Origin of the sequence: Klebsiella sp. B345, from assembly GCF_051131735.1 — a bacterium.
In the GTDB taxonomy this organism is placed as follows: domain Bacteria; phylum Pseudomonadota; class Gammaproteobacteria; order Enterobacterales; family Enterobacteriaceae; genus Klebsiella.
This window is the reverse complement of the sequence record NZ_CP180443.1, coordinates 1372056-1398614: the sequence shown is the minus strand read 5'-3', so window position 1 is coordinate 1398614 and position 26559 is coordinate 1372056. Positions and strand designations below refer to the sequence as shown.

The following is a 26559-nucleotide window of genomic DNA, read 5'->3' as shown; positions in this document are numbered from 1 at the left end:
AAAGAACATGAATAACGGGCGAATTTATTGCCTGCGGACCGCTATTACCTTTACTCAGTCACAATGGATATCGTTATGCACAACAATAAAATAAATCCTCTGCTGTTGGTGATGACATTTTCACTGTGGGCGCCCGGGGCGCTGGCAGCAGAAACAGAAAAATGGAACGGCACAGTATTAGGTTTTGAAAAACCACAAACCGGTTTACTCGGCGATATGTTGGGAATTCGGCCAATACTGGAAGATAACGGATTTAATTATAACCTCGGCTACCTGAATGAAATGGGCTATAACGCCGGCGGCGGATATAACCATGATAAGCATCTGGCCTATATCGATCAGGTGGCATTGACCTTTACCCAGGATCTGGAGCGCTGGACCGGGATCCCCGATGCGCGTATCGAAGGCAATATAGTTAACCGCAATCATAATGACGATCTGACGACCAAACGGCTACAGGATCCGCGCGTCAGTTTTAACGACCTGACCCAGGAGAGCTGGGGTGGACAGTCGATTACTCGCCTTGGCTGGCTGACCTTTGCCCGTAGTTTTGATGACCGCCGTCTGACCTGGCGTGTTGGTATGATGAACAAAGTCCAGACCTTCGATCAGATAATCCCCTGTGATTTCCAGACTCTGATGCAGTGTGGCGGCAAGTCGGCAAACTCCATGACGTGGAACAACTGGAACGTCCATACCTGGGGGACGACGCTGGAATATAAACTGACGCCGGAACTGACGCTGAAAGGCGGCATTATGGAGCAAAACCCGGAAGCCTCTTCGCGCAGCCACGCGTGGAGCTGGTCAACCAAAGGCAGTAAAGGCATTCTGCTGCCGGTCGAGATTGAAGCGCGTCCGGTGATCAACGGGCTTTCCGGCGCCTATAACCTCGGGGTGTTGTTCACCAACGCGCCGCAAAGCGATCTCTATACCGGGAAGTCCGGCGGCCCAGGGGCCAGCGATCCTGAAGGGTACGCCCAGCATAACCGCACCTGGTTCCTCTATACCGGGATGAATCAGCAGGTAACCCGCCATGCCGATGATCCCAACCGCGGGATGAGCGTCTCGCTCAGCGCCGGGTTCGGTGACCAGCGCAGTAACTACATTCATACCACCGCCGCCGCTTCCATGCGATATCGCGGGCTGTTTGACGCCCGTCCGCAGGACTGGCTAGGCTTTGGCGTCACCTACATTGATATGAGCAGCCACTACGCCCGCAACCAGCAATACATGAACGAGGTCAGCGGTGCTACGGATTACTACGATGCCAGCTACCAGCCGGTGGCCGGTCATTCGGTGAATGCCGAACTGTACTATCGTCTGCGCCCGCTTTCATGGCTCGAACTTCAGCCAGGCCTGCAGTACTGGCATCGCCCGGGTGGCGTAGCCCAGACTCAGGATGCCTGGGTCATCGAGTGGAAAACGGTGGTGACTTTCTGACAGCCGGCCGGGCGACGGGCATTTAGTCGCGATCTGTATCACGTTTTTTTGTTTCGTTAGTTGAGACAAACAAAGAAGTTGTTACAGTGCGGAAGTTGGATTGCTACTGCTGCGGCAGGCAAAACCTGATTTCTGGCATTTGTCGGGGGTCAGGTTTTTTTGTTTTTGGGGTTCATATGCAAATCGCCAAAGTTCTTAATAATAATGTGGTGGTTATTCTGGACGAGCAGCGACGCGAGCAGGTCGTGATGGGGCGCGGGTTGGCCTTTCAAAAGCGCGTCGGTGACACTCTGGATGAAAGTAAAATTGAAAAAGTCTTCGCGCTGCACAGTGATGAACTGGTAGGACGCTTAGGCGAATTACTCAGTCAGATACCGTTAGAAGTCATGACCACCTGCGACCGGATTATTGAACTGGCGCGCGGGCGGCTGGGCAAACTGCAGGAAAGCTTGTACATCACGCTGACCGACCACTGCCATTTTGCTATCGAGCGGCAAAAAAAAGGGGTGGCCCTGCGCAACGTGCTGCTGTGGGAGATTAAGCGGCTCTACCCGAAAGAGTTTGAGCTTGGGCAGGAAGCTCGCGCCATTATCGCCCGGCGGCTCGGGGTGGAGCTGGCGGAAGATGAAGCGGGCTTTATTGCGCTGCACCTGGTCACCGCGCAGCTCAACAGCGAAATGCCGGAGGTGATGCATGTGACGCGGGTGATGCAGGAGATCCTGCAGCTGGTGAAATATCAGCTCCAGCTGAATTATGACCAGGAGTCGCTGAGCTACCAGCGCTTTGTCACCCACTTGAAGTTTTTCGCCCAGCGTATGCTGACGCGCACGGTGGTGGAAGATGATGACGTCACGCTGCACAGCGCGGTAAAAGAAAATTATGCCAAAGCGTGGAAATGTGCGGAAACCGTGGCCCGTCATCTGCAGAAAAGCTACCAGCGGTCGCTGACGACGGAAGAAATTATGTTTCTCGCCATCCATATTGAGCGAGTAAGAAAAGAAGGGCGTTGATCCCCTTCTACCGATACCCCAAGTAATTCGAGTGGCTTGTAGGTGGCAAAGCCGTAAATTCCCAGGGACTTACCCAGGTAAGTGACCGGGATGCACGAGTGCTGCCAACACCCTGGCAACTTGAAGGATGAAGGGGATAAAACTGGATTGTTACTGCATAACGCAGGCAAAACCTGAGCGCGACGCCTTTCCCGGCGTGGTTCTCGGGTTTTTTTTATTTTTATACTCAGTCACTGTTGCCGGCAGGCAGCGGAAGAAAGGAAAACAGCATGGAATATAAAGCACTCGCGCAGGATATTCTGAGCCGGGTTGGCGGCAAAGAGAATATTGTGAGTCTGGTTCACTGCGCCACACGACTGCGCTTTAAACTCAAAGAGAACAAAAAGGCCGACGCGGAAGGGCTAAAAACTAACCCTGGCGTGATAATGGTGGTGGAAAGCGGCGGCCAGTTCCAGGTGGTGATTGGCAACCATGTCCACGATGTCTGGCAGGCGGTACGCAACGAAGCGGGCCTCACCGACGACAGCGAGCCGGTGGCAGATACTGGAGAGAAAACCTCGGTACTGGGCCAGGTGATTGACGTGGTTTCCGCCATCTTCACACCGTTTATCGGCGTGCTGGCGGCATCGGGGATCCTCAAAGGGCTGCTGGCGCTGGCGGTGGTCTGCGGCTGGCTGGTGCCGCAACAGGCAACTTACAAAATCTGGTTTGCCGCCAGCGACGCGCTGTTCTTTTTCTTCCCGCTGTTTCTCGGCTACACCGCCGGTAAAAAATTCGGCGGCAATCCGTTTATTACCATGGTGATCGGCGGCGCGCTGACCCATCCGCTGATGATCCAGGCCTTTGAAGGCGCTCAGCTGCCCGGTGCGGAAGCGAGCTATTTTCTCGGCATCCCGGTGACCTTTATCAACTACAGTTCCTCGGTGATCCCGATTATCCTCGCCTCGTGGGTGAGCTGCTGGCTGGAACGTAAAGGCAACGCGCTGCTGCCGTCAGCGATGAAAAACTTCTTTACGCCGCTGATTTGCCTGGTGGTGGTGGTGCCGCTGACCTTCCTGGTTATCGGCCCGGTGGCCACCTGGTTAAGCCAGCTGCTGGCCCACGGCTACCAGATTATCTACACCGTGGCACCGTGGCTGGCGGGCGCCGCAATGGGCGCGTTGTGGCAGGTCTGCGTGATTTTCGGCCTGCACTGGGGGCTGATACCGCTGATGATTAACAACCTGACGGTACTGGGCCAGGACTCAATGCTGCCGATGCTGCTGCCGGCGGTGATGGGGCAGGTTGGCGCGGCGCTGGGGATCTTCCTGCGCACCCGTGACGCCCGGCAAAAAGTGCTGGCGGGATCCGCGGTATCCGCCGGGATCTTTGGGATTACCGAACCAGCGATTTATGGCCTTAACCTGCCACTGCGGCGTCCGTTTATCTTTGGCTGCGTGGCCGGTGCCATCGGCGGGGCGATTGTCGGCCTGAGCGACAGCCACGTCTACTCCTTCGGTTTCGCCAATATTTTCACCCTCGCGCAGATGATCCCGCCGCAGGGCATCGACGCAACCGTCTGGGGCGGCGTGGCCGGTATTGTCGCCGCGCTGGTTATCTCCTGCGTGCTGACCTTTGTCGCGGGCCTGCCGGGGAGCCGCACCGAGCCTGCGGGCGTGCCGATTGGTCCTGTGGCGGAAAACGCGATCCTCGCGCCGATGTCCGGCACCGCTTTGGCGCTGGATCAGGTTCCCGATAGCACCTTCGCCAGCGGCCTGCTGGGGAAAGGCGTGGCGATTATTCCCGCCGTCGGCAAAGTGGTAGCTCCGTTCTCCGGGGAGGTGGCATCGCTTTTCCAGACCAAACATGCGATTGGCCTGCTCAGCGATAGCGGCATTGAGTTGTTGATCCACGTCGGTATCGATACCGTGAAGCTCGATGGCGTGCCGTTTACCGCCCACGTCAAAGAAGGCGATCGGGTGAAGGCTGGCGATCTGCTGCTCGAATTCGACCGCCAGGCTATTCTGGACGCCGGTTATGACCTGGCGACCCCCATTATTATCAGCAACAGCGACGATTATCGTAACGTTGAGATCGTCTCCACCAGCGTGGTCGATGCCGGTCAGCCGCTGTTGTCCGTCATCCCTTAATCACAGGAGAGAAAGATGAAGACATTTCCACAGACCTTCTTATGGGGCGGCGCGACAGCCGCCAATCAGGTCGAAGGCGCCTATCTGGAAGACGGCAAAGGATTATCCACCTCGGACGTCCAGCCACACGGTGTCTTTGGCGACGTTGTTGAGCGCGTGCCGGGCGACAGCGGGATCAAGGATATTGCGATCGATTTCTACCACCGCTATCCGGAAGATATCAGCCTGTTCGCCGAAATGGGGTTCAACTGCCTGCGGGTATCCATTGCCTGGACGCGCATTTTCCCCGACGGCGACAATGCCGAGCCTAATGAAGCCGGGCTGGCGTTTTACGACCGGCTGTTTGCCGAAATGGCGCAGCACAATATCACTCCGCTGGTGACCTTATCGCACTATGAAATGCCGTGGGCGCTGGTGAAAAACTACGGCGGCTGGGGTAGCCGCGAGGTGATTGGCTTCTTTGAACGTTACGCCCGCACGGTATTTGCTCGTTATAAAGATCAGGTCAAACTGTGGCTGACCTTTAACGAAATCAATATGTCGCTCCATGCGCCGATGACCGGCGTCGGCCTGCCGGAGGGCAGCAGCAAGGAAGCTGTCTATCAGGCTATTCACCATCAGCTGGTGGCGAGCGCCCTGGCGGTCAAAGCCTGCCATGAGATAGTCCCCGAGGGCAAAATCGGCAATATGCTGCTGGGCGGCTTAATGTACCCGTTAAGCTGTAAGCCGGAAGATGTGTTTGAAACCATGCAACAGAACCGCAGCTGGCAGTTCTTCGGTGATGTGCAGTGCCGCGGAAGCTATCCGGGCTATATGCTGCGCTATTTCCGCGACCAGGGAATGACGATTATCATCACCGATGCCGACCGTGAGGCCCTGAAATCCACCGTGGATTTCATCTCCTTTAGCTACTACATGACCGGCTGCGTCACCGCCGACGAAGAACTGAACCAGAAAGCGCGCGGCAATATTCTCAGCATGGTACCGAACCCGCATCTGGCCAGCTCAGAATGGGGCTGGCAGATTGACCCGCTGGGCCTGCGGACGCTGCTGAACGTACTGTGGGATCGCTATCAAAAGCCGCTATTTATTGTTGAGAATGGTCTTGGCGCGAAAGACAAGGTTGAGGCGGACGGTTCAATTCATGATGACTACCGTATCAGCTACCTGAATGACCATTTGGTGCAGGCGCGGGAAGCGATTGACGACGGCGTGGAGCTGCTGGGCTTTACCAGTTGGGGACCTATCGACCTGGTCAGCGCTTCGAAAGCAGAGATGTCCAAGCGTTACGGCTTTATCTACGTCGATCGCGATGACCAGGGGAACGGCACCCTGGCGCGCAGCAAAAAGGACAGCTTCTACTGGTATAAAGAGGTGATTGGCAGTAACGGCGCCAGCTTAAAAGACTAATCTTCGCGATCCGTTGCGGCCCGGGACTGCCGGGCCGCCGGACGTTTATGTTGGTTTACTGGCACGCAGCAGGAAGATCATCGGTCGCTCCTGCTCCTCATCCAGTTCCGGCTGGGCGGCGATTTGCTCCGCGGTCGGTCCCCATTCATCAAGATGTTCAATGACAAAACCGGCGGCGACCAGCAGGTTTATCCAGCTGGCCAGCTTACGATGTTGTTTCTTCACGCCGTCGGCAAACCAGTTGCTGATGCGCTCTCCCTCCTGCTGATAGTGGCTGACCGGCCAGTTTTTTTGACCGAGGTCGTCCACCTGCCAGCCCTGACGTAGCGGGGCGGTGTAGATCGGGTGTTCGGCGGAAAACAGCAGCGTACCGCCTGGCGTCAGGGCCTGATAAATCGTGGCGAACAGTGGTGCGACGTCAGGAAGATAGTGTAGCGCCAGCGAACTGTAGACCAGTTCGCAGCTACCGGTGGGCAGGGTGAGGGTTTGCAGATCTTCACAACGATAATCAATGTCGCCCCCTGCGCTCATGTCGCGAGCGCGGTCGAGCATCCGGCTGGAGATATCAATTCCGGTAACCTGTGTGGCGCTTTGTTCACGCGCCCAGCGGCAAAACCAGCCGTAGCCACAGCCAAGATCCACCACCCGCAGGCCCGCTAAAGGGGGCAACATTTGCTGAATGGCAGGCCATTCCGGCGCGCCGTCGAGCCCTTTTATTGAGCGGTCGAGAGTGGCATATCCTGCAAAAAAATCAGGATCATCATAAATATTCTGACTCATAATCACTCCATGAATTATTTGTGTATTTTTAATTACTCAGGTTTTTAGTCACACGCTTTACTAAACGAGCCAATTTCAATTAACTTATTATAACCAACCTTTTTTCGTAATCTGACCTGTCTAATGAATCTAACGTTGAGAAAAAGCGTGTTGGCCGGGATTCCCCTGGTCATCGCTCTGGCTGGCTGCGCGCCGTCCCATGATATTGGCAATCCGCCGCAGCAGCAGACACCTGCCTCTCATGTGTCCATGGATCTCCCCGCTGCCGTTAAAAATGGCTGGCCGCAAAGTAACTGGTGGCAGGATTACCACGACCCGCAGTTGAATAGTCTTATCCAGCGTGCGCTGGTGAACGCCCCGGATATGCAGATTGCCGAGCAGCGCATCAAGCTGGCGGAAGCCCAGGCGCGCATGTCGCAAGCCAATCTTGGGCCAGAAATGGATTTTTCCGCCAACGTTGAGCGGCAGAAAATGTCGGCCGAAGGATTGATGGGCCCGTTTGCCTCCGATTCAGATGGTTATACCGGTCCCTGGTACACCAACGGCACCTTTGGCCTGACCGCAGGCTGGGATCTCGATCTGTGGGGTAAAAACCGTGCGTTGGTGAAAGCGCGCATTGGTGAGGTCAAAGCGCAAATCGCCGAAGAGGCGCAAACCCGTGAGCTGCTGGCCAGCAGCGTGGCGCGACTTTACTGGCAGTGGCAGACCGAAGCAGCGGTGAAGAGCGTGCTGCAACAGGTCAAAAGCGAACAAAACAATATCGTTAGCGTTGACCAGGCGCTGTTCCAGCGCGGGATCACCAACTCCGCCGAAGGGGCTGAAAACGATATTAATGTCAGCAAAACCGATCAGCAGCTGACCGATGTTGCGGGCAGTATGAAAGAGATCGAAGCGCGACTAATGGCGTTGACCAACAGCCAAAGCCAGTCGCTGAATCTGAAAGCGGTTAACCTCCCGGAAGTCAGCGCGCAAATGCCGACGGAGCTGGGCTATGAACTGCTGGCGCGGCGCCCGGATCTGCAGGAAGCGCACTGGTATATCGAAGCCTCTCTGAGCGAAGTAGATGCCGCCAAAGCGGCGTTCTATCCGGACATCAACCTGATGGCTTTCCTGCAACAGGATGCACTGCATTTAAGCGATCTGTTCCGTCACTCTGCGCAGCAGATGGGGCTTTCTGCCGGGCTGACGCTGCCTATCTTTGATAGCGGCAGGCTCAACGCCAACCTCGATATTGCCAGCGCGCAGAATAATTTGTCGGTGGCGAAGTACAACAAAGCGGTGGTGGATGCGGTCAATCAGGTGGCGAAGACCGCCAGCCAGGTTGAAACCCTGATGGAGAAGAACCAGCAGCAGCAGCAGGTTGAAAAAGACGCTCAGCGTACGGTGAACCTGGCGCAGGCGCGCATGGAAGCCGGGATCCTGTCGGGGTCGCGAGTCAGTTTAGCCCGACTCCCCGCGCTGCAGGAACGAATTACGGCGCTGCGCCTGCACGGCCAGTGGCTGGATGCCAGCATTCAGCTGACCTCCGCGCTGGGCGGCGGATATCACCAGACGCCACAAAAATCCAGCTAACACCACAGCTAACGCGGCCGGGGGAAACCCCGGTCGCTGCTTACGGTTACCCGCTACGGCTTCTTTTTTGCTTCCCGGCGGCGGAACCACCAGTGAGCGCCCGCCACCAGGACCACCACCAAAATCAGCCAGATCCCGTGCTTCAGATGGCCATCAAGATGATGCAGCCAGGGTCCTATCGCTTCGCCCCCCAGATAACCCAGGGTGGTGAACAGCAGGGCCCAGACCAGTGCGCCGAGAATATTGAGTGGCAAAAACACTTTGGGCGGCAGGCGACTGGCGCCGATCAATAACGGGCCAATCACCCGGAAACCGTACATAAAACGGGTGCCAATCACGAACAGGTAAGGACGGCGCTGGATCATGCGCTGCGCTTTGTGGATCCGCGCCTGGTGGCGTGAAAAACGCCGCAGCAGGCGACCGCCAAATCGTCTGCCCAGCAGGTACAGCAACTGATCGCCAATCATCCCGCCCAGCGCGACCGAAATAACCACCAGTGGAAATTTTAACAACCCCTGATGCGCCACTACGCCGCCCAGCAGGGTGATGGTTTCACCTTCTGCCAGACTGCCGACAATCAGCGCAGCGTAGCCATACTGGGAGATCTGGTTATTGATATCCATACGCAGAAAAACTCCATGGTTGCTTTGGCTTCAGGCTGGATGGCGCCCAACTGATTCCGGTCGCTCAGGCAGCGTAAAGCCGGGAAGATCATGTTCATCAATCTGTTAATCATACACCCTGTGATTGGAATAGGCGCCGTGTGCATTTTTATAGCTGTACACAAACTAATCTCTCAGAGTGAATTATACTTGGATTAGTGCTGTACGAAGCCGTGACAAGGGGGATGCTATGAACCATGTCTGGGGATTGTTCGCTCATCCGAATCAGGAAATGAGCGTCATCAAAAGCGAAAATGAGACCATTTCGCACCACTATACGCACCATGTGCTGGTGATGGCTGCGGTTCCGGTGATTTGCGCGTTTATTGGCACTACGCAACTTGGCTGGAACTTTGGCGACGGCAACGTGGTAAAACTGTCGATGTGGACGGGACTGGCGCTGGCGGTGGTGTTCTACGCCGTGATGTTGGCTGGGGTGGCGGTGATGGGGCGTATTATCTGGTGGATGGCAAGAAGCTATCCGCAACGCCCGTCGCTTAAACGCTGTATGGTGTTCGCCGGTTACGTGGCGACGCCGCTGTTCATGAGCGGGCTGGTAGCGCTCTATCCGTTGGTCTGGCTGTGTGCGCTGGTGGGCACGGTTGCGCTGTTCTACACCGGTTACCTGCTGTATCTCGGTATTCCGACCTTCCTGAACATCAACAAAGAAGAGGGGCTGAGCTTTGCCAGTTCGACCCTGGCGATCGGGGTGCTGGTGCTCGAGGTGCTGCTGGCGATCACCGTGATCCTTTGGGGGTACGGTTACCGACTCTTCTAATCCTTGGTAACCACCGAATCGGTTTGCCGCCTACAAGCAACTCGAATTATTTTGGGTATGCATTGCCGACATAAATGGATTTTTATGTCGGCAATGCAGCATTTGCTCACGATTCTTATTAGTCAGATCCCGCCAGAGCACGGTATGATAGGTCCTGCCAGCGTCGCCCACATCCCGGCGCCGCAGCGTACGTCCATAACGTGCAAAAATACTTTCACGAATGATCATGATGCCGAAATTTCGAGTTTCTTTGCTCAGCCTGACGTTGCTCCTGGCTGTGCCTTTTGCGCCCCAGGCGATTGCAAAAACCCCCGTTGCCGCAACGGCCTTGCAGCCGGACATCGCCTCCGGTAGCGCGATGATCGTTGATCTTGCCAGCAAAAAAATTGTTTACCAGAGCCAGCCTGATTTGGTGCGGCCGATTGCGTCCATTACCAAGGTGATGACGGCGATGGTGGTGCTGGATGCGCATCTGCCGTTAGACGAAATGCTGACCGTGGATATCAGCCAAACGCCAGAGATGAAAGGGATCTATTCACGCGTGCGCCTGAATAGCCAAATCAGCCGCCGCAATATGCTGCTGCTGGCGCTGATGTCTTCAGAAAACCGCGCAGCTGCGAGCCTTGCCCACCACTATCCGGGGGGCTACGACGCCTTTATCCGCGCCATGAACGCTAAGGCTCAGGCGCTGGGCATGACCCATACCCGTTACGTTGAACCCACGGGGTTGTCGATTCATAACGTCTCGACCGCCCGTGACCTGACGAAACTGCTGATGGCAACCGAACAGTATCCGTTGATTGGTCAACTGAGTACGACCAAAGAAGATACCGCGACCTTTGCCCATCCGGCCTATACGCTGCCGTTTCGCAACACCAACCATCTGGTCTATCGCGACAACTGGAATATCCAGCTGACCAAAACCGGCTTTACCAACGCCGCGGGCCACTGCCTGGTGATGCGCACGGTCATTAATCAACGCCCGGTGGCGCTGGTGGTGATGGATGCCTTCGGCAAATATACCCATTTCGCTGATGCCAGCCGCCTGCGGACGTGGGTTGAAACCGGGAAGGTGATGCCGGTGCCGGCCTCCGCGCTGAGCTACAAAAAGCAGCGTGAAGCCCAGATGGCGGACGCGATGCTGAAAGGTGGCGCGCAGACGGCGCAAAACGATTAATGCCTCTACCCCCGGCCCGCATCAGCGGCCGGGTTTTTTTTATTCCGGTATGGTTAAATCGCCTTCACCCAGCTGGCGCTGCATGATTAAGGTATCGCGCCAGTCTCCCATCTTATAGCCCACGCTGCGCAGCTGGCCGGCAACCGTGAAGCCAAATTTTTTGTGAATCGCCAGCGAACCAGCATTGTTGTGTCCGTCGCCGATGATTGCCAGCATCTGCCGCCACGGACCCTGTTCGCATTTCTCAATCAGCTGTGCCAGCAGGGCGCTGCCGATACCGCGTCCACCCATTCCTGATTCGACATAAATCGACTCTTCAAGAGTGTAGCGGTAGGCGGGACGAGGGCGGTAAAAGGTCGCATAGCAGTAGCCGACAATGGTGCCGCGCCACAGGGCAACCAGCCACGGCAGCCCGTTATCACGCACCGTCTTAATGCGCTTACGCATTTCATCGACGGTGGGGGGGATATCTTCAAAGGATGCACGTCCATTCAGTACGTGCCAGACGTACAGCGCTGCAATAGCGTGAGCGTCATCGGGCAGGGCTTCGCGGATCTCTAACTCAGCGCCGTGTAACATATCCGCTTCGGACATGAGGGGACTCCTTAACCAGGTTTGCCGGAGAAGCGTTTCTCCGGCGTGCAGCGTAATACAGAATCCCGTTACGCGTCATCTGCGATGATGGCTATTCGGCGACGTTATTTTCGCTCTGCGGGCGTTCTCCCCAGTACTTCTGCTTACTGGTTTTACCCAGACCCGGGTTCATGCTGTTGGTCGGGTCATTCTGGCGGTAGAACTGTTTTAAGCTATCGGCGGCTTCATACAGGTGTCCGACGTTATGCTCGGCCGGATACTGCGCCCCGCGCTGCTTCAACAGCTCAAGCATCTGTTCTTTCAGCGCATGGGCATCGACGCCTTTTTTCACGATGTAATCCTGATGGAACACGTGGCACATAAAGTGGCCGTAATAGAGCTTGTAGACCAGTTGGCTGTCGATTTCCGGCGGCAGATGCTCAAACCATTCAGTGTCGTTGCGGCGCAGGGCGATATCCAGCGCCAGAATATCTTCGACTTCATCGGCATGTACCGCCTGATAACGAATCGCGGCCCCCGCAGCGGCGAAACGATGAAGAAACGCCTTGCTGCCCTCTTCCGGAGTACAGACGAAGAAATCCCCTTCGGCCTGCTGGAAGTACTCTTTAAGCCAGCTCTGCGCCTCTTCGATGCCATCCCCGGCCATTTTCAACAGCAGGTGGTGTTCGTATTTATCACGCCAGGTTTTCATGCGTTCCGGCAGGTGCGCCGGGAACACGTGCCCCAGCTTCTGCATAAAGCGATCGCTAAAGTGCGGCTTAAACAGCGACACTTTATCCAGCATGGCATCGGCACGACCTTTCATGGTGAAGAAGAACGGCATCTTGTCGGTGCCGAGCTTGTCGATCATCAGGAAGGTGTCTTTACCATAGCGCTCGGCAATATCGTAGATATCGCGGTGCATGTACTCGCCTGCTACCGGCAAATGTTCAAATTCCGCCAGGATATGGCGGCGGATCTCGGTCAGTACCGCAGGGTCGTTGCTGCCGATGTAAAAGACCTGCTGGCGTTTTTCCGCCGGGAAGGTGTCGAGACGCGCGGCGAACACCGCCAGCTTGCCGGCGCAGCCGGACGATTCAAACAGGCGCTCCGGGTCGGCATTGTAGCGTGCCGGCGTGTCGGCATTGATATCGCGCACCCGGGTAACGTAATCGTGGTCATGGGCGTGGCGGCCATCGTGCAGTACGTCGCCGTCGCTCACGCGGTCGTCGTCGAGGCGGCTGAGGATCTGTTCCGGCGTGGTGCCCAGATCGATTCCCAGGTGGTTAACCAGCCGCAGCTTGCCGTTTTCGTCAATCTGGGCAAACAGAGACATCTCGGTGTAAGCCGGGCCGCGCTGCACCAGCGAGCCGCCGGAGTTGTTGCAGATCCCGCCGATCACCGACGCGCCGATGCAGGAGGAGCCGATCACCGAGTGCGGCTCGCGGCCCAGCGGTTTCAGCGCTTTTTCCAGCGAATAGAGCGTGGTGCCCGGGAAGGCCAGCACCTGTTCGCCTTTGTCCAGTAGATGCAGTTTATCGAGGCGCAGGGTGCTGATAATGACTATCTGGCGATCGTAATCGTTGCCGCTGGGGGTTGAGCCTTCGGTCAGCCCGGTGTTTGCCGCCTGCATGAGAATAATTTTATCGGCGTCAACGCAGGCGCTCAGCACTCGCCACAGCTCCAGCAAGGTGCCCGGAAAGACCACCGCCAGCGCATCGCCCTGGCCTGAGCGGAAACCTTTACGGTAGCGCTGGGTTTTGGCCGGATCGGTTAACAGGTGGGAAGTGCCGACCAGTCTTGCCAGTTCCGCCAGAAAATCATGATTATTCGAAGGTGTTGCAGATGACATGATCCACTCCTTGTGGTGGTACCGAAAATATCGGGATTAAGCATAGCGCTTTGTATGACAATTTTGTGCAGGAATGTGTCGAATTTCCGAGAAGAACCTTAGCATTCTGCAGGCGTCTTGTTTATATATATGGCAAACTGCGGTTTTTATTATGTTTTGCCGTGATCCCGGCCTGAGAAAAAGCGAGATAACAATGAAATGGCTCTGTACGATTGGCGTCGCCGTTAGTCTGGCGCTGCAACCCGCTCTGGCGGATGAACTGTTCGGCAATCACCCCTTAACCCCGCAGGCGCGGGATGCCTTCGTGAGCGAACTGCTCAAGAAAATGACCGTCGATGAAAAAATCGGCCAGCTCAGGCTGATCAGCGTTGGGCCGGATAACCCGAAAGAGGCGATCCGCGAGATGATCAAAGACGGCCAGGTCGGGGCCATTTTCAACACCGTCACCCGCTCGGATATCCGCATCATGCAGGATCAGGTCATGCAGCTCAGCCGTCTGAAGATCCCGCTGTTTTTCGCCTATGACGTGATTCACGGCCAGCGCACCGTCTTCCCGATAAGCCTCGGCCTGGCCTCTTCGTTTAACCTTGATGCGGTCAATACCGTAGGCCGTATTTCAGCCTATGAAGCCGCCGACGATGGCCTGAACATGACCTGGGCGCCGATGGTAGACGTCTCGCGCGATCCGCGCTGGGGCCGTGCCTCGGAAGGTTTCGGGGAAGATACCTATCTGACCACCGTGATGGGCCAGGCGATGGTCGAATCGATGCAGGGCAAAAGCCCGGCGGACCGCTACTCGGTGATGACCAGCGTGAAGCACTTCGCCGCCTATGGCGCGGTAGAGGGCGGGAAAGAGTACAACACCGTCGATATGAGCCCGCAGCGCCTGTTCAACGACTATATGCCGCCTTACAAAGCCGGGCTGGATGCCGGGAGCGGTGCGGTCATGGTGGCGCTTAACTCTCTGAATGGAACCCCGGCCACTTCCGATGCCTGGCTGTTGAAAGAGGTCCTGCGCGATGACTGGGGCTTCAAAGGCATTACCGTCTCCGACCATGGTGCCATCAAGGAGTTGATTAAACACGGTGTTGCTTCCGATCCGGAAGATGCCGTGCGGGTAGCCCTGAAGTCGGGCATCAACATGAGCATGAGCGACGAGTACTACAGCAAATACCTGCCAGGGCTGGTGAAATCCGGCAAGGTGACGATGGCGGAGCTGGATGATGCGACACGCCACGTGCTGAACGTCAAATATGATATGGGGTTGTTTAATGACCCGTACAGCCACCTCGGGCCGAAAGATTCTGACCCGCAGGATACCAACGCCGAAAGCCGCCTGCATCGTAAAGAGGCCCGTGAAGTCGCCCGCCAAAGCCTGGTGCTGCTGAAGAACCGCCTCGAGACGCTGCCGCTGAAAAAATCGGGCACCATTGCCGTGGTGGGACCGCTGGCAGACAGCAAGCGTGACATGATGGGCAGCTGGTCTGCCGCGGGCGTGGCGGATCAGTCGGTCACCGTGCTGACCGGCATCAAAGATGCGCTGGGTGACAAAGGCAAGGTGGTTTATGCCCGCGGCGCCAACACCACCAACGATAGCGGCATTGTCGATTTCCTTAATCTGTACGAGAAAGCGGTGCAGGTTGATCCGCGCTCGCCGCAGGCGATGATTGACGAAGCGGTGGCCGCGGCGAAACAGGCCGACGTGGTGGTGGCGGTGGTCGGCGAGGCGCAGGGCATGGCTCACGAAGCCTCCAGCCGTACCGATATTAATCTGCCGCAGAGCCAGCGTGATTTAATCAGCGCACTGAAGGCCACCGGCAAGCCGCTGGTGCTGGTGCTGATGAACGGTCGTCCGCTGGCGTTGGTCAAAGAAGACCAGCAGGCTGACGCGATGCTGGAAACCTGGTTTGCCGGGACCGAAGGCGGCAACGCCATTGCTGATGTGCTGTTCGGCGATGCCAACCCGTCGGGCAAACTGCCGATGTCGTTCCCACGCTCGGTAGGACAGATTCCGGTGTACTATAGCCACCTCAATACCGGCCGTCCGTACAATGCCGACAAGCCGAACAAATACACCTCGCGCTACTTTGACGAGGCCAACGGCCCGCTGTATCCGTTCGGTTACGGCCTGAGCTACACCACCTTTAGCGTATCCGACGTGAAAATGTCGGCGCCGACCATGACACGTGACGGCAGCGTTACCGCTAGCGTGCAGGTAACGAACACTGGTAAGCGCGAAGGGGCGACGGTCATTCAGCTCTATCTGCAGGATGTCACCGCCTCAATGAGCCGACCAGTGAAAATGCTGCGTGGCTTCCAGCGTGTGAACCTCAAACCGGGTGAGACGCAAACCGTCAGCTTCCCGATTGAGATTAACGCGTTGAAGTTCTGGAACCAGAAAATGAAATACGACGCCGAACCGGGCAAATTCAACGTCTTTATCGGTGTTGACTCCGCCCGCGTGAAGCAGAGCGAGTTCGAATTACGCTAATCTGACCCTCCCGGTCATGCTGCCGGCAGTCCCCTAAAAGGCCGATTAATCGGCCTTTTCTTTTTCGCTCAGCGGTCAAATAGACTACGCTTTTCTCTTAAGCTTCTGAAAATGGAGCGCAAAATAATGAGGATGGCGGGATGGATATGGCAACGAAATGGCGCGCTGCGCTGGCGCTGGCCGCGCTGATAAGTCTACCGCTACAGGCGGCGGAGCCGGTCAAAGTGGGCTCAAAAATCGATACGGAAGGGGCACTGCTGGGCAATATTATTTTGCAGGTGCTGGAGAGGCACGGCGTGAAGACCGTCAATAAAATACAGCTCGGGACCACACCGGTGGTGCGCGGGGCGATTACGGCGGGTGAACTCGACATTTATCCAGAATATACCGGCAACGGCGCCTTTTTCTTTAAGCAGGAGAACGATCCGGCGTGGAAAAACGCGCAGCAGGGCTATGAGAAGGTGAAGAAGCTCGACGCGGATCAGAATAAGCTTATCTGGCTCACCCCGGCACCGGCGAACAATACCTGGACCATCGCCGTGCGTCAGGATCTGGCAGAGAAAAATCACCTCACGTCACTGGCCGATCTCAGTCGCTATTTGCACAGCGGCGGTCCCTTCAAGCTGGCGGCCTCCGCGGAGTTTATCGAACGTCCCGATGCGCTCCCGGCCTTTGAGAAAGCCTACGGTTTCTCGCTGAATCAGGACCAGCTGCTGTCGCTGGCGGGCGGCGATACCGCAGTGACCATCAAAGCGGCGGCGCAGCAAACCTCCGGCGTCAATGCGGCCATGGCCTATGGGACCGACGGTCCGGTTGCTGCACTGGGGTTACAAACCCTCAGCGATCCGCAGGGCGTACAGCCGATTTACGCCCCGACTCCGGTGGTCCGCGAGGCGGTGCTGAAAGCCTATCCGCAGATTGGCGAATGGCTGCAGCCGGTGTTTGCCAGCCTCGATGAAAAAACGTTGCAACAGCTGAATGCCAGCATTGCCGTAGAAGGGCGGGACGCCAAAAAAGTGGCCGCTGATTATCTGCAGCAAAAAGGGCTGTTGAAGTAGACTCCGGGTGGCTATTCGTTGTTATAACCGTGTTGTACTGCTGCTGGCCTGCGCCCTGCTGCTGGCGGTGGCCTTGCCGTTTGTCAACTATGCGCCTAATCGCCTGTTATCAGGAGAGGGGCGTTGGCTATGGCAGGATTGCCGCTGGCTGATGGCGCTGCAGGTCGGCGGGGCGTTGTTGCTGATGTGCCTCTGTTGGCGAGCGGGCCGCGGGCCGCTGCTGCTGACGTTGCTGATGGTCGACGCGCTGCTGCCGCTCCAGCTGTGGGGCGCGGGGCAGGTGGCGACACAGCTGGCGCAGGATGGCTCGGCGTTGGCGCGAACCTCGACGGGCAGCGGCTTGTGGCTGGCGCTGGCGCTGTGCCTGTTAATTGCCAGCGACGCCATTCGCCGGCTGACTTCCCGGGCGCCTTGGCGCTGGCTGCTCAATGCCCAGATCTGGCTGATCCCCTGTGTGCTGCTGACCACCGGTGCGCTGGATCAGCTATCGCTGCTGAAAGAGTACGCTAACCGCCAGGATGTTTTCGATGCGGCGCTGTACCAGCACGTGACGCTGCTGTTTGGCACGCTGCTGCCGGGATTGCTGATCGGTTTGCCGATGGGCATCGCCATCTGGCGCCGGCCCCTCTGGCAGGCGCCGGTGTTTACCTTCCTCAATATTATTCAGACCGTGCCTTCCGTGGCGTTGTTTGGCCTGCTGATCGCACCACTGGCCGGTCTTGCCCATCACTTCCCCGAGCTGGCTGAACGGGGCATTTCCGGTACCGGAATGGCGCCGGCGCTGATTGCGCTGGTGCTGTATGCCTTGTTGCCGCTGGTTCGTGGAGTGGTCACCGGCCTGCAACAGGTGCCGCGCGACGCGCTGGAGAGCGCGGTAGCGATGGGGATGAGCCGCGGTCAGTGCTTCAGGTCGGTACAGCTACCGCTGGCGCTGCCGGTACTATTGCGCAGTCTGCGCGTGGTCAGCGTGCAAACCGTCGGCATGGCGGTGGTGGCGGCGCTGATTGGCGCTGGCGGGTTTGGTACCCTGGTTTTCCAGGGATTGTTGAGCAGCGCCCTGGATCTGGTGCTGCTGGGGGTGATCCCGACCATTGCCCTTGCCGTGGTGGTTGATGCGCTGTTTGCGTTGTGGGTCGCGTTACTCAAAGGAGAGGCGGATGATTGAATTTGACGGGGTCAGCAAATCCTTCGCCGGGCAGCCGGCGGTAAAAAATCTCAACCTGCATCTGCGTGAGGGGGCCTTCTCGGTGCTGGTTGGCACCTCCGGTTCCGGTAAATCCACTACGCTGAAAATGATCAACCGGCTGGTCGAGCATGACAGCGGTAGCCTGCGCTTTGCCGGGCAGGATATTCGCCAGCAGCCGGTGCTGGCGCTGCGCCGGCGCATGGGCTACGCCATTCAGTCGATTGGCCTGTTTCCCCACTGGACGGTGGCGCAGAACATTGCCACTGTCCCGCAGCTGCAAAAGTGGTCGCGACAGCAGATCGCGGCGCGGGTTGATGAACTGATGGCGCTGTTGGGGCTGGACTCGGCGTTGGGTGCTCGCTACCCACACCAGCTCTCCGGCGGCCAGCAGCAGCGGGTTGGGGTGGCGCGGGCGCTGGCTGCCAACCCCGACGTCCTGCTGATGGACGAACCTTTTGGCGCCCTCGACCCGGTCACCCGCGACGCGCTCCAGCAGGAGATGATCCGCATTCACCGGCTGCTGGGGCGGACCATCGTCCTCGTGACCCACGATGTGGATGAAGCGCTGCGGCTGGCGGACCATCTGGTGCTGATGGACGGCGGTGAAGTGGTGCAGCAGGGAGAACCGCTGCAGATGCTGCTGAATCCCAAAAACGCCTTTGTAGAGACGTTTTTTGGTCGCAGCGAGCTGGGCGTCCGTCTGCTGGCGTTGCGCGGCGTCGGGGAGTATCTGCGCCGTGATGAGCGGCTGGCCGGGGATACGCTGCAGGTGACGATGACGCTACGTGAAGCGCTTTCCCAGTTCATAACCCATCGCTGTGAGGTGCTGCCGGTGGTGGATGAGCAGGGACAAGCCTGTGGGACGCTGCATTTTGCCGATCTGCTCATCAAGGAGGTGCGCCATCCGCCTGCTTCGTGATCCGCTGCTGTGGCTGCTGGCGCTGTTTATTGCCATTTTGCTGCTGTTGCCCTATAGCGCGCCGCTCTTTAGCGCCCTGTTTCCCGAACTGCCGCGCCCGGTCTATCAGCAGCAGAGTTTTTTGTCGCTGACGTGGGCCCATTGCTGGCTGGTGGCGCTCTCGAGCCTGGCGGCGACGGTGGTAGGTGTCGGGGCAGGCGTCGCGGTGACGCGTCCCGCGGGGCGTGAATTTCGCCCGCTGGTGGAGACGATTGCGGCAATGGGGCAAACTTTTCCGCCGGTGGCGGTGCTGGCGATTGCGGTGCCGGTCATGGGGTTTGGCTGGCAGCCGGCGCTGATAGCGCTGGCGCTGTACGGCGTACTGCCGGTTTTGCAGGGGACGCTGGCAGGGTTAAGCGCCGTGCCGCCGGGCGTGGTGGCGGTCGCTCAGGGTATGGGGATGACGGGCTGGCAGCGGTTTATCAAGGTCGAGCTGCCGCTGGCCGCACCGGTGATGCTGGCCGGTATCCGGACCTCGACCATCGTCAATATCGGCACGGCGACTATCGCCTCAACGGTCGGGGCGAATACGCTCGGAACGCCGATTATCATCGGCCTTAGCGGGTTCAACACCGCTTATGTCCTGCAAGGTGCGCTGCTGGTGGCGCTGGCAGCGATCGTCGTCGACCGCGGATTTGAACGGCTGAACCGCTGGCTCAGCCGACACCGCCACGAACAATAAACGAGTAACCGGCGAGCATCACGCCGCTGATCCCGCCGATGGCCATGAATAAGAATAGGGTAATGACCGCGATTTTCGCTGGCTTCATAATAGACTCCTGATGTTAACGGAGGGATTATACGGTGAAGCTCAGGTGTTAATAAAACATTAATTGCTATTTAGCCAGATAACGTGACCCTGCTGCTGCCAGGCCTGCAGTTGATCCTGCTGCGCCTGGGTCGGGCTCTCGCCACACAATACCAGCAGGGTGCTGTCGGGAAACAGTTCGGGTCGAATCTGCGCCAGCGAGTGCGGCACAACATCGACACGCCAGCCCTGTTCACAGGCAATCCAGCCCTCCAGCCACATCCGGGTGGTATCGTCGATATTCCAGCCGAGCACCAGCGCATGGCTGCCGGCGTGTTTGTAGGCGCTGGCAAGACTGTGGGCAATATGGTTGATCAGCAGGCCGTCAAGAATGCTTCGCAGGGCGGTGAGGGTGGGCTGGGGGCTAAGCAGACGATGGCGCAAGGGGATAAACAACTGGTTAACCAGCGTCAGGGCGGAGTAGCTGTGGCTGCGCTCTTTAATCCACAACCGTAAACGGTGATAGCTGCCGTCGTGCAGATAGCCCAGCAGAATCTCCTGCTGTTCCCGCCAGCCATCCTCTTCCTGATGATCGTTATCGTTGAGCAGGGTTTTGACTTTACTCACTTGAACGCCCGCGTCAATCCAGCGTTGAATTTCGCGGATGCGGTCAATTTCCTGTTCATTAAACAGCCGGTGGCCGCCATCGGTGCGCTGAGGTTTCAGCAGTCCATAGCGCCGCTGCCAGGCGCGTAACGTCACGGGGTTGATGTCGCAGAGCTGAGCCACTTCACCAATCGTATAAAGCGCCATAAATCCCTCCCGCAGTTGCTTCCCTTATAACTGTAGAAGCTGTTTGCCGAAGACGACATATTTGTTCATTTTTTGTTCATATGGCGAGTGAGAGGTGGCTAAGAAGTGTGATCCTGACCATGATTTTTCATTTTCCTCGGTGGCTTCAAAGAAAGTTATGACCCGGCGGTGTATGTTACGCGCTTTCAAGTGAAGTGTGGTCTGCGGGTATGTACGAGTTCGATCTGGTGTTGCTGCTGCTTCAGCAGATGTGCGTGTTTTTGGTCATCGCGTGGTTGATGAGCAAGACGCGGCTGTTCATTCCGCTAATGCAGGTCACCGTCCGCCTGCCGCATAAGCTGCTGTGCTATGTCACTTTCTCTATTTTCTGCATTATGGGGACCTATTTCGGTCTGCATATCGAAGATTCCATTGCCAATACGCGCGCCATCGGTGCGGTCATGGGCGGCCTGCTCGGCGGCCCGGTCGTCGGCGGCCTCGTGGGCCTCACCGGCGGGCTGCATCGCTACTCCCTTGGCGGGATGACGGCGTTGAGCTGTATGGTCTCCACCATTGTGGAGGGGCTGCTGGGTGGTCTGGTCCACAGCGTGCTGGTCAAACGTGGACGTTCGGATAAAGTGTTTAGCCCGCTCACCGCCGGCGCGATCACCTTCTTCGCCGAGATGGTGCAGATGCTGATTATTCTGCTGATCGCCCGTCCCTTCGATAATGCGCTGCATCTGGTGCAAAGCATCGCCGCGCCGATGATGGTAACCAACACGGTCGGCGCCGCGCTGTTTATGCGTATCCTGCTGGATAAGCGGGCGATGTTTGAGAAATACACCTCGGCTTTTTCTGCCACCGCGCTGAAGGTTGCGGCCTCGACGGAAGGGATCCTGCGCCAGGGGTTTAACGAAGAGAACAGCATGAAGGTCGCGCAGGTGCTGATCCAGGAGCTGGATATTGGCGCGGTGGCCATCACCGACCGCGACAAGCTGCTCGCATTTACCGGCATTGGCGACGATCATCATCTGCCCGGCAAGCCCATCTCGTCATCCTATACGCAAAAGGCTATTGATAGCGGCGAGGTGGTCTACGCCGACGGCAACGAGGTTCCTTATCGCTGCTCGATTCACCCCAACTGCAAGCTGGGCTCGACGTTGGTGATCCCGCTGTGCGGCGAAAATCAGCGGGTCATCGGCACCATTAAATTATATGAAGCGAAAAACCGCCTGTTCAGCTCCATTAACCGCACTCTGGGAGAGGGGATTGCCCAGCTGTTGTCGGCGCAAATTCTCGCCGGGCAGTACGAGCGGCAGAAGGCGCTGCTGACACAGTCGGAGATAAAACTGCTGCACGCGCAGGTGAACCCGCATTTTCTGTTTAATGCCTTAAACACCCTGAAGGCGGTGATACGCCGCGACAGCGATCAGGCCGGGCAGTTGGTGCAGTATCTGTCGACCTTTTTCCGTAAAAACCTCAAGCGGCCTTCGGAGGTCGTGACCCTGGCCGACGAAATTGAACATGTGAACGCCTATCTGCAAATTGAGAAGGCACGTTTCCAGGCCAACCTGCAGATTCAGATGCTGGTGCCCGAGGCGCTGGCCCACCATCAGTTACCAGCGTTTACGCTGCAGCCGATCGTAGAAAACGCCATTAAGCACGGCACGTCGCAGCATCTCGGGGTCGGGGAGATTACCATTCGCGCCAGCCAGAACGACCGCTGGCTGCAACTTGATATCGAAGATAATGCCGGACTGTACCAGGACAATCCCAACGCCAGCGGGCTGGGTATGAGTCTGGTGGACAGACGCTTACGTGCGCGCTTCGGCGCCGACTGCGGCATTACCGTCACCTGTGAAGCGGAGCGTTTCACCCGCGTCACGCTGCGACTGCCTCTGGAGGAAGACGCGTGTTAAAAGTGTTGATAGTTGATGATGAGCCGCTGGCGCGTGAAAACCTGCGCGTATTGCTGGAATCCGCCGGCGATATTGAGATTGTCGGCGAGTGCGGCAATGCCGTAGAAGCCATTGGCGCGGTGCACAAGCTGCGCCCGGACGTGCTGTTTCTCGACATCCAGATGCCGCGGATCAGCGGTCTGGAAATGGTCGGGATGCTGGACCCGGAGCACCGGCCTTACATCGTGTTTCTCACCGCCTTTGACGAGTATGCGGTGAAAGCTTTTGAAGAGCATGCGTTTGATTATCTGCTCAAACCTATAGAGGCGCCGCGGCTGGAGAAGACCCTGGCCCGTCTGCGCCAGGAGCGCAGCCTGCAGGATATCTCGCTGCTCGATGATACCCAACAGGCGTTGAAGTACATCCCCTGCACCGGCCACAGCCGCATCTGGCTGCTGCAAATGGAAGATGTGGCGTTCGTCAGCAGCCGGATGAGCGGAATCTACGTCACCGACCGCGAAGGGAAAGAGGGCTTCACCGAGCTGACCTTGCGAACGCTGGAGAACCGCACGCCGCTGCTGCGCTGCCATCGCCAGTATCTGGTGAACATGGCCCACCTGAAGGAGATCCGTCTGGAGGAGAATGGTCAGGCGGAACTGCTGATGCGGGCCGGGCAAACGGTGCCGGTGAGCCGGCGCTACTTAAAAAATCTGAAAGAGGCGATTGGGCTGTAATACGCCTGAATCGTGATAGACTTAGCGCCAGCATTTTTCATCATGAAGGCATTATGATCAGTAACGATATCTTACGTAGCCTGCGCTACACCCTGAAAACCAATAATAACGACCTGGTGCGTATTTTTGCGCTGGGCGATTCCGTCGTCAGCGCAGAGCAGCTGGTCCCGTGGCTGAAAAAGGAAGACGAAGAGGGCTTCCAGCGCTGCCCGGACATTATGTTGTCGATTTTCCTCAACGGCCTGATTTATGACAAACGCGGCAAAGACGAGTCGGCACCGCCGCTGGCGGTTGAGCGCCGGGTGAATAACAATGTGGTGCTGAAAAAGCTGCGCATCGCCTTTTCGCTGAAGACCGATGACATCCTCGCCATTCTGACCCAGCAGAAGTTCCGCGTTTCGATGCCAGAAATTACCGCCATGATGCGCGCCCCGGAGCATAAAAATTTCCGCGAGTGCGGTGACCAGTTCCTGCGCTATTTCCTGCGCGGCCTGACCGAACGCGTCCACGCCAAACCTTGAGTTTCCTTCTGCTGAATGGTCCCGGCTTACGCTGCGCTTAGCCGTGCTATCCGCGCGCTTTTCGTGTAGCCCGGGTAAGGCTTTTATGCTACTACCCGGGCGTACCTCACGACTATTTTACTTCCTTGAAACCTTGCTCTTTGAGCTGCTTCTCCGACTCCGTCATCGAGACCTCCTGAAGCGTGCAGTTGGTGAACGTTGATCCCGGCAGCTTGCACAGCTCGCTAATTTTCGCCTGGGTAAAATCAATGCTGATACGTTCCTGCGCATAGCTGTCTGTATAATCGATCCGCTGCTCCACGCCTTTGACACCGCGATAAAGGTTGCTCATCGGTTCAATCAGCGCCTGGGCCTGTTCTTTACTGGTGGCGCCGATGCTCTTGTAGGGAAGGGTATTATTCGCATCCTGGCGCAGCACTTTGTCACCCGCGTAATGGTAGGTAAAACTCAGATTGACGCCGTTAATGGTATGGGTAAAGGTTTTGCTTTTTTCTTGAGGGACGCTGTCGCAGCCCGTGAGGCCGGCGAGCAGCAGGGAGACCGCGGCGGCGGCAACCAGCTTGCGGGATATATTCATCACAGTTCCTTTGTTGGTGATGCAGGGCTAAAGCGATTGATTATTGCCACGATTGATGTGGTGCGCAACGCGCAGAAAAGGCAGGAAGTGAGAATCAGAATAGATAAAGAAAAAGCGCTGCCGGGGCAGCGCTTAATGCGGAGATTATTTTACCTGCTGACCAGGTTTGGCGCCGCTGTCCGGGCTTAACAGGAAGATATCCTTGTCGCCAGGACCTGCCGCCATCACCATCCCTTCAGAGATACCGAAACGCATTTTACGCGGCGCCAGGTTGGCGACCATTACCGTCAGGCGGCCAATCAGCACCTGCGGATCCGGGTAGGCGCTACGAATGCCGGAGAAGACATTGCGTTTCTCGCCGCCGAGGTCGAGGCTCAGACGCAACAGCTTATCGGAACCGTCGACAAATTCGGCGTTTTCAATCAGCGCGATACGCATATCCACTTTGGCGAAATCGTCAAAGGTGATGGTTTCCTGAATCGGGTCGTCAGCCAGCGGGCCGGTAACCGGTGCGCTGTTTAGCGCTTTCACTTCTTCTTTCGAGGCTTCCACCAGGGCTTCAACCTGCTTCATGTCAATGCGGTTGTACAACGCTTTGAAGGTGTTGACCTTGTGCGACAGCAGCGGCTGCTGGATAGCATCCCAGCTCAGTTCGCAGTTGAGGAACGCTTCAACGCGCTCGGACAGGGTCGGCAGAACCGGTTTCAGCCAGGTCATCAGCACGCGGAACAGGTTGATGCCCATTGAGCAGATGGCCTGCAGGTCGGCATCGCGGCCTTCCTGTTTCGCCACGACCCACGGAGCCTGCTCGTCAACATAGCGGTTCGCCACATCAGCCAGCGCCATGATCTCGCGGATCGCTTTGCCGAATTCACGGCTTTCCCACGCTTCGCCAATGGTCTGCGCGGCGTCGGTGAAGGTTTTGTACAGCGCCGGGTCGGCCAGTTCAGCCGACAGTACGCCGTCAAAACGCTTGTTGATAAAGCCGGCGTTGCGCGATGCCAGGTTCACCACCTTGTTGACGATATCAGCATTGACGCGCTGGACGAAGTCTTCCAGGTTCAGGTCGATATCATCGATGCGTGAAGAGAGCTTCGCGGTGTAGTAGTAACGCAGGCTATCGGCATCGAAGTGGTTCAGCCAGGTGCTGGCTTTGATAAAGGTGCCGCGCGATTTGGACATCTTGGCGCCGTTCACCGTCACGTAGCCGTGCACAAACAGGTTGGTTGGTTTACGGAAATTGCTGCCTTCCAGCATTGCAGGCCAGAACAGGCTGTGGAAGTAGACGATGTCTTTGCCGATGAAGTGATACAGCTCGGCACTGGAGTCTTTCTTCCAGTATTCGTCGAAGCTTGTGGTGTCGCCGCGCTTGTCGCACAGGTTCTTGAACGAACCCATGTAGCCAATCGGCGCATCCAGCCAGACGTAGAAATATTTGCCTGGCGCACCAGGAATTTCGAAGCCAAAGTACGGCGCATCGCGGGAGATATCCCACTGTTGCAGACCTGACTCGAACCACTCCTGCATTTTGTTCGCCACCTGCTCCTGCAGCGCACCGCTGCGGGTCCACGCCTGCAGCATTTCGCTGAAGGACGGCAGGTCGAAGAAGAAGTGCTCGGAGTCACGCATTTCCGGGGTCGCGCCGGAGACCACGGATTTCGGGTCGATAAGCTCGGTCGGGCTGTAGGTCGCGCCGCAGACTTCGCAGTTATCGCCATATTGATCCGGCGATTTGCACTTCGGACAGGTGCCTTTGACGAAACGGTCCGGCAGGAACATGCCTTTTTCCGGATCGTACAGCTGAGAGATGGTGCGGTTTTTGATAAAACCGTTCTCTTTCAGGCGACCGTAGATAAGCTCTGACAGCTCACGGTTCTCGTCGCTGTGCGTCGAGTGGTAGTTGTCGTAGCTAATGTTGAAGCCAGCAAAATCGGCCTGATGCTCCTGACTCATTTCGCCAATCATCTGCTCCGGAGAAATGCCAAGCTGCTGGGCTTTCAGCATAATCGGCGTGCCGTGGGCGTCATCGGCGCAGATAAAATTGACCTCGTTGCCGCGCATTCGCTGGTAACGGACCCAGACATCAGCCTGGATGTGCTCCAGCATGTGGCCGAGGTGGATAGAGCCGTTGGCGTACGGCAGTGCGCACGTTACCAGAATTTTCTTCGCGACTTGAGTCATAGTGGGCATTACATCTTCTGTTGTAAAAAGGG

General features: G+C 57.3%; 22 protein-coding genes and 1 pseudogene. 15 read left to right on the top strand and 8 right to left on the bottom strand.

The features are described from left to right. Window positions 1–75: 75 nt before the first annotated feature. The 4 genes and pseudogenes from ACMYSO_RS06520 (at window position 76) to ACMYSO_RS06505 (ending at window position 5989) form a co-directional block, all read left to right on the top strand. Window positions 76–1440: a carbohydrate porin gene (locus ACMYSO_RS06520; RefSeq protein ID WP_434669844.1), complete on the top strand. Its 1365-nt coding sequence runs from the start codon at window positions 76–78 to the stop codon at window positions 1438–1440. Window positions 1441–1616: 176 nt separating this feature from the next. Beyond that, window positions 1617–2450, top strand: a complete 834-nt coding sequence (gene bglG, locus ACMYSO_RS06515) for a transcriptional antiterminator BglG (RefSeq protein ID WP_123755139.1) — start codon at window positions 1617–1619, stop codon at window positions 2448–2450. A 157-nt stretch (window positions 2451–2607) separates the two neighbouring features. Then, window positions 2608–4579, top strand: a pseudogene (bglF, locus tag ACMYSO_RS06510) (PTS beta-glucoside transporter subunit IIABC). Between the two features lie 15 nt (window positions 4580–4594). Further along, complete coding sequence (locus tag ACMYSO_RS06505; protein WP_434669843.1) at window positions 4595–5989, top strand: glycoside hydrolase family 1 protein; 1395 nt, start codon at window positions 4595–4597, stop codon at window positions 5987–5989. Between the two features lie 45 nt (window positions 5990–6034). On the opposite strand, the gene ACMYSO_RS06500 is transcribed toward ACMYSO_RS06505, so the two are convergent. Continuing rightward, on the bottom strand, window positions 6035–6769 hold the full coding sequence (locus ACMYSO_RS06500) for a class I SAM-dependent methyltransferase (protein ID WP_434669841.1): 735 nt from the start codon (window positions 6767–6769) through the stop codon (window positions 6035–6037). A 123-nt stretch (window positions 6770–6892) separates the two neighbouring features. Here ACMYSO_RS06500 and mdtQ point away from each other — a divergent pair, with 123 nt between their 5' ends. Then, on the top strand, window positions 6893–8341 hold the full coding sequence (gene mdtQ / locus ACMYSO_RS06495; RefSeq protein ID WP_434669840.1) for a multidrug resistance outer membrane protein MdtQ: 1449 nt from the start codon (window positions 6893–6895) through the stop codon (window positions 8339–8341). A 53-nt stretch (window positions 8342–8394) separates the two neighbouring features. Here the strand turns inward: mdtQ and ACMYSO_RS06490 are convergent, their stop codons facing one another. Beyond that, complete coding sequence (locus ACMYSO_RS06490; RefSeq protein WP_434669839.1) at window positions 8395–8964, bottom strand: DedA family protein; 570 nt, start codon at window positions 8962–8964, stop codon at window positions 8395–8397. A 229-nt stretch (window positions 8965–9193) separates the two neighbouring features. Between ACMYSO_RS06490 and ACMYSO_RS06485 the strand changes: the two genes are divergently transcribed. Together ACMYSO_RS06485 and pbpG are read left to right on the top strand one after the other, a co-directional pair. Next, entirely contained in the window at window positions 9194–9781 is a 588-nt protein-coding gene (locus ACMYSO_RS06485; RefSeq protein ID WP_434583870.1) for a Yip1 family protein, read from the top strand. A 226-nt stretch (window positions 9782–10007) separates the two neighbouring features. Beyond that, the gene (gene pbpG / locus ACMYSO_RS06480) at window positions 10008–10958 is read left to right on the top strand and encodes a D-alanyl-D-alanine endopeptidase (RefSeq protein ID WP_434583871.1); all 951 of its coding nucleotides are present in this window, start codon (window positions 10008–10010) and stop codon (window positions 10956–10958) included. A gap of 39 nt (window positions 10959–10997) precedes the next feature. Here pbpG and ACMYSO_RS06475 read toward each other — a convergent pair whose 3' ends face one another. Both ACMYSO_RS06475 and dld read right to left on the bottom strand, forming a co-directional pair. Next, entirely contained in the window at window positions 10998–11552 is a 555-nt protein-coding gene (locus ACMYSO_RS06475) for a GNAT family N-acetyltransferase (RefSeq protein WP_123755132.1), read from the bottom strand. 91 nt (window positions 11553–11643) lie between these two features. Continuing rightward, window positions 11644–13383, bottom strand: coding sequence for a D-lactate dehydrogenase (dld, locus tag ACMYSO_RS06470; protein WP_434669837.1), 1740 nt, complete (start codon window positions 13381–13383; stop codon window positions 11644–11646). Between the two features lie 193 nt (window positions 13384–13576). On the opposite strand from dld, the gene bglX reads away from it, so the two are divergent. The 5 genes from bglX (at window position 13577) to ACMYSO_RS06445 (ending at window position 19758) form a co-directional block, all read left to right on the top strand. Next, on the top strand, window positions 13577–15874 hold the full coding sequence (gene bglX / locus ACMYSO_RS06465; protein WP_434669836.1) for a beta-glucosidase BglX: 2298 nt from the start codon (window positions 13577–13579) through the stop codon (window positions 15872–15874). A 140-nt stretch (window positions 15875–16014) separates the two neighbouring features. Then, a complete protein-coding gene (gene osmF / locus ACMYSO_RS06460; RefSeq protein ID WP_434669835.1) occupies window positions 16015–16932 on the top strand; it encodes a glycine betaine ABC transporter substrate-binding protein OsmF in 918 nt (305 codons plus the stop codon). Between the two features lie 7 nt (window positions 16933–16939). Continuing rightward, window positions 16940–18097: an ABC transporter permease gene (locus ACMYSO_RS06455; RefSeq protein WP_434669834.1), complete on the top strand. Its 1158-nt coding sequence runs from the start codon at window positions 16940–16942 to the stop codon at window positions 18095–18097. Beyond that, entirely contained in the window at window positions 18090–19037 is a 948-nt protein-coding gene (locus ACMYSO_RS06450) for an ABC transporter ATP-binding protein (protein WP_434669833.1), read from the top strand. The genes ACMYSO_RS06455 and ACMYSO_RS06450 overlap by 8 nt, the downstream gene beginning before the upstream one ends. Continuing rightward, window positions 19021–19758, top strand: a complete 738-nt coding sequence (locus ACMYSO_RS06445; RefSeq protein ID WP_434670761.1) for an ABC transporter permease — start codon at window positions 19021–19023, stop codon at window positions 19756–19758. The genes ACMYSO_RS06450 and ACMYSO_RS06445 overlap by 17 nt, the downstream gene beginning before the upstream one ends. Here the strand turns inward: ACMYSO_RS06445 and ACMYSO_RS06440 are convergent. Then, window positions 19733–19846: a protein YohO gene (locus tag ACMYSO_RS06440; RefSeq protein WP_071844955.1), complete on the bottom strand. Its 114-nt coding sequence runs from the start codon at window positions 19844–19846 to the stop codon at window positions 19733–19735. The two genes, ACMYSO_RS06445 and ACMYSO_RS06440, sit on opposite strands and share 26 nt — an antisense overlap. A 59-nt stretch (window positions 19847–19905) precedes the next feature. Beyond that, window positions 19906–20637: a MerR family transcriptional regulator gene (locus ACMYSO_RS06435; protein WP_434669832.1), complete on the bottom strand. Its 732-nt coding sequence runs from the start codon at window positions 20635–20637 to the stop codon at window positions 19906–19908. A gap of 209 nt (window positions 20638–20846) precedes the next feature. On the opposite strand from ACMYSO_RS06435, the gene ACMYSO_RS06430 reads away from it, so the two are divergent. From ACMYSO_RS06430 to ACMYSO_RS06420, 3 genes are read left to right on the top strand one after another with little or no spacing between them, the layout of a single operon-like run. Then, window positions 20847–22535, top strand: a complete 1689-nt coding sequence (locus ACMYSO_RS06430) for a LytS/YhcK type 5TM receptor domain-containing protein (protein WP_434669831.1) — start codon at window positions 20847–20849, stop codon at window positions 22533–22535. After that, the gene (btsR, locus tag ACMYSO_RS06425; protein ID WP_434583882.1) at window positions 22529–23248 is read left to right on the top strand and encodes a two-component system response regulator BtsR; all 720 of its coding nucleotides are present in this window, start codon (window positions 22529–22531) and stop codon (window positions 23246–23248) included. Before ACMYSO_RS06430 ends, btsR begins: the two co-directional genes overlap by 7 nt. 53 nt (window positions 23249–23301) lie before the next feature. Then, window positions 23302–23769, top strand: a complete 468-nt coding sequence (locus tag ACMYSO_RS06420; protein WP_434583884.1) for a DUF1456 family protein — start codon at window positions 23302–23304, stop codon at window positions 23767–23769. Between the two features lie 112 nt (window positions 23770–23881). Here ACMYSO_RS06420 and ACMYSO_RS06415 read toward each other — a convergent pair whose 3' ends face one another. Both ACMYSO_RS06415 and metG read right to left on the bottom strand, forming a co-directional pair. Further along, the gene (locus ACMYSO_RS06415; RefSeq protein WP_434669830.1) at window positions 23882–24346 is read right to left on the bottom strand and encodes a YehR family lipoprotein; all 465 of its coding nucleotides are present in this window, start codon (window positions 24344–24346) and stop codon (window positions 23882–23884) included. Window positions 24347–24490: 144 nt separating this feature from the next. Beyond that, entirely contained in the window at window positions 24491–26527 is a 2037-nt protein-coding gene (gene metG / locus ACMYSO_RS06410) for a methionine--tRNA ligase (protein WP_434670760.1), read from the bottom strand. Window positions 26528–26559: the final 32 nt, after the last annotated feature.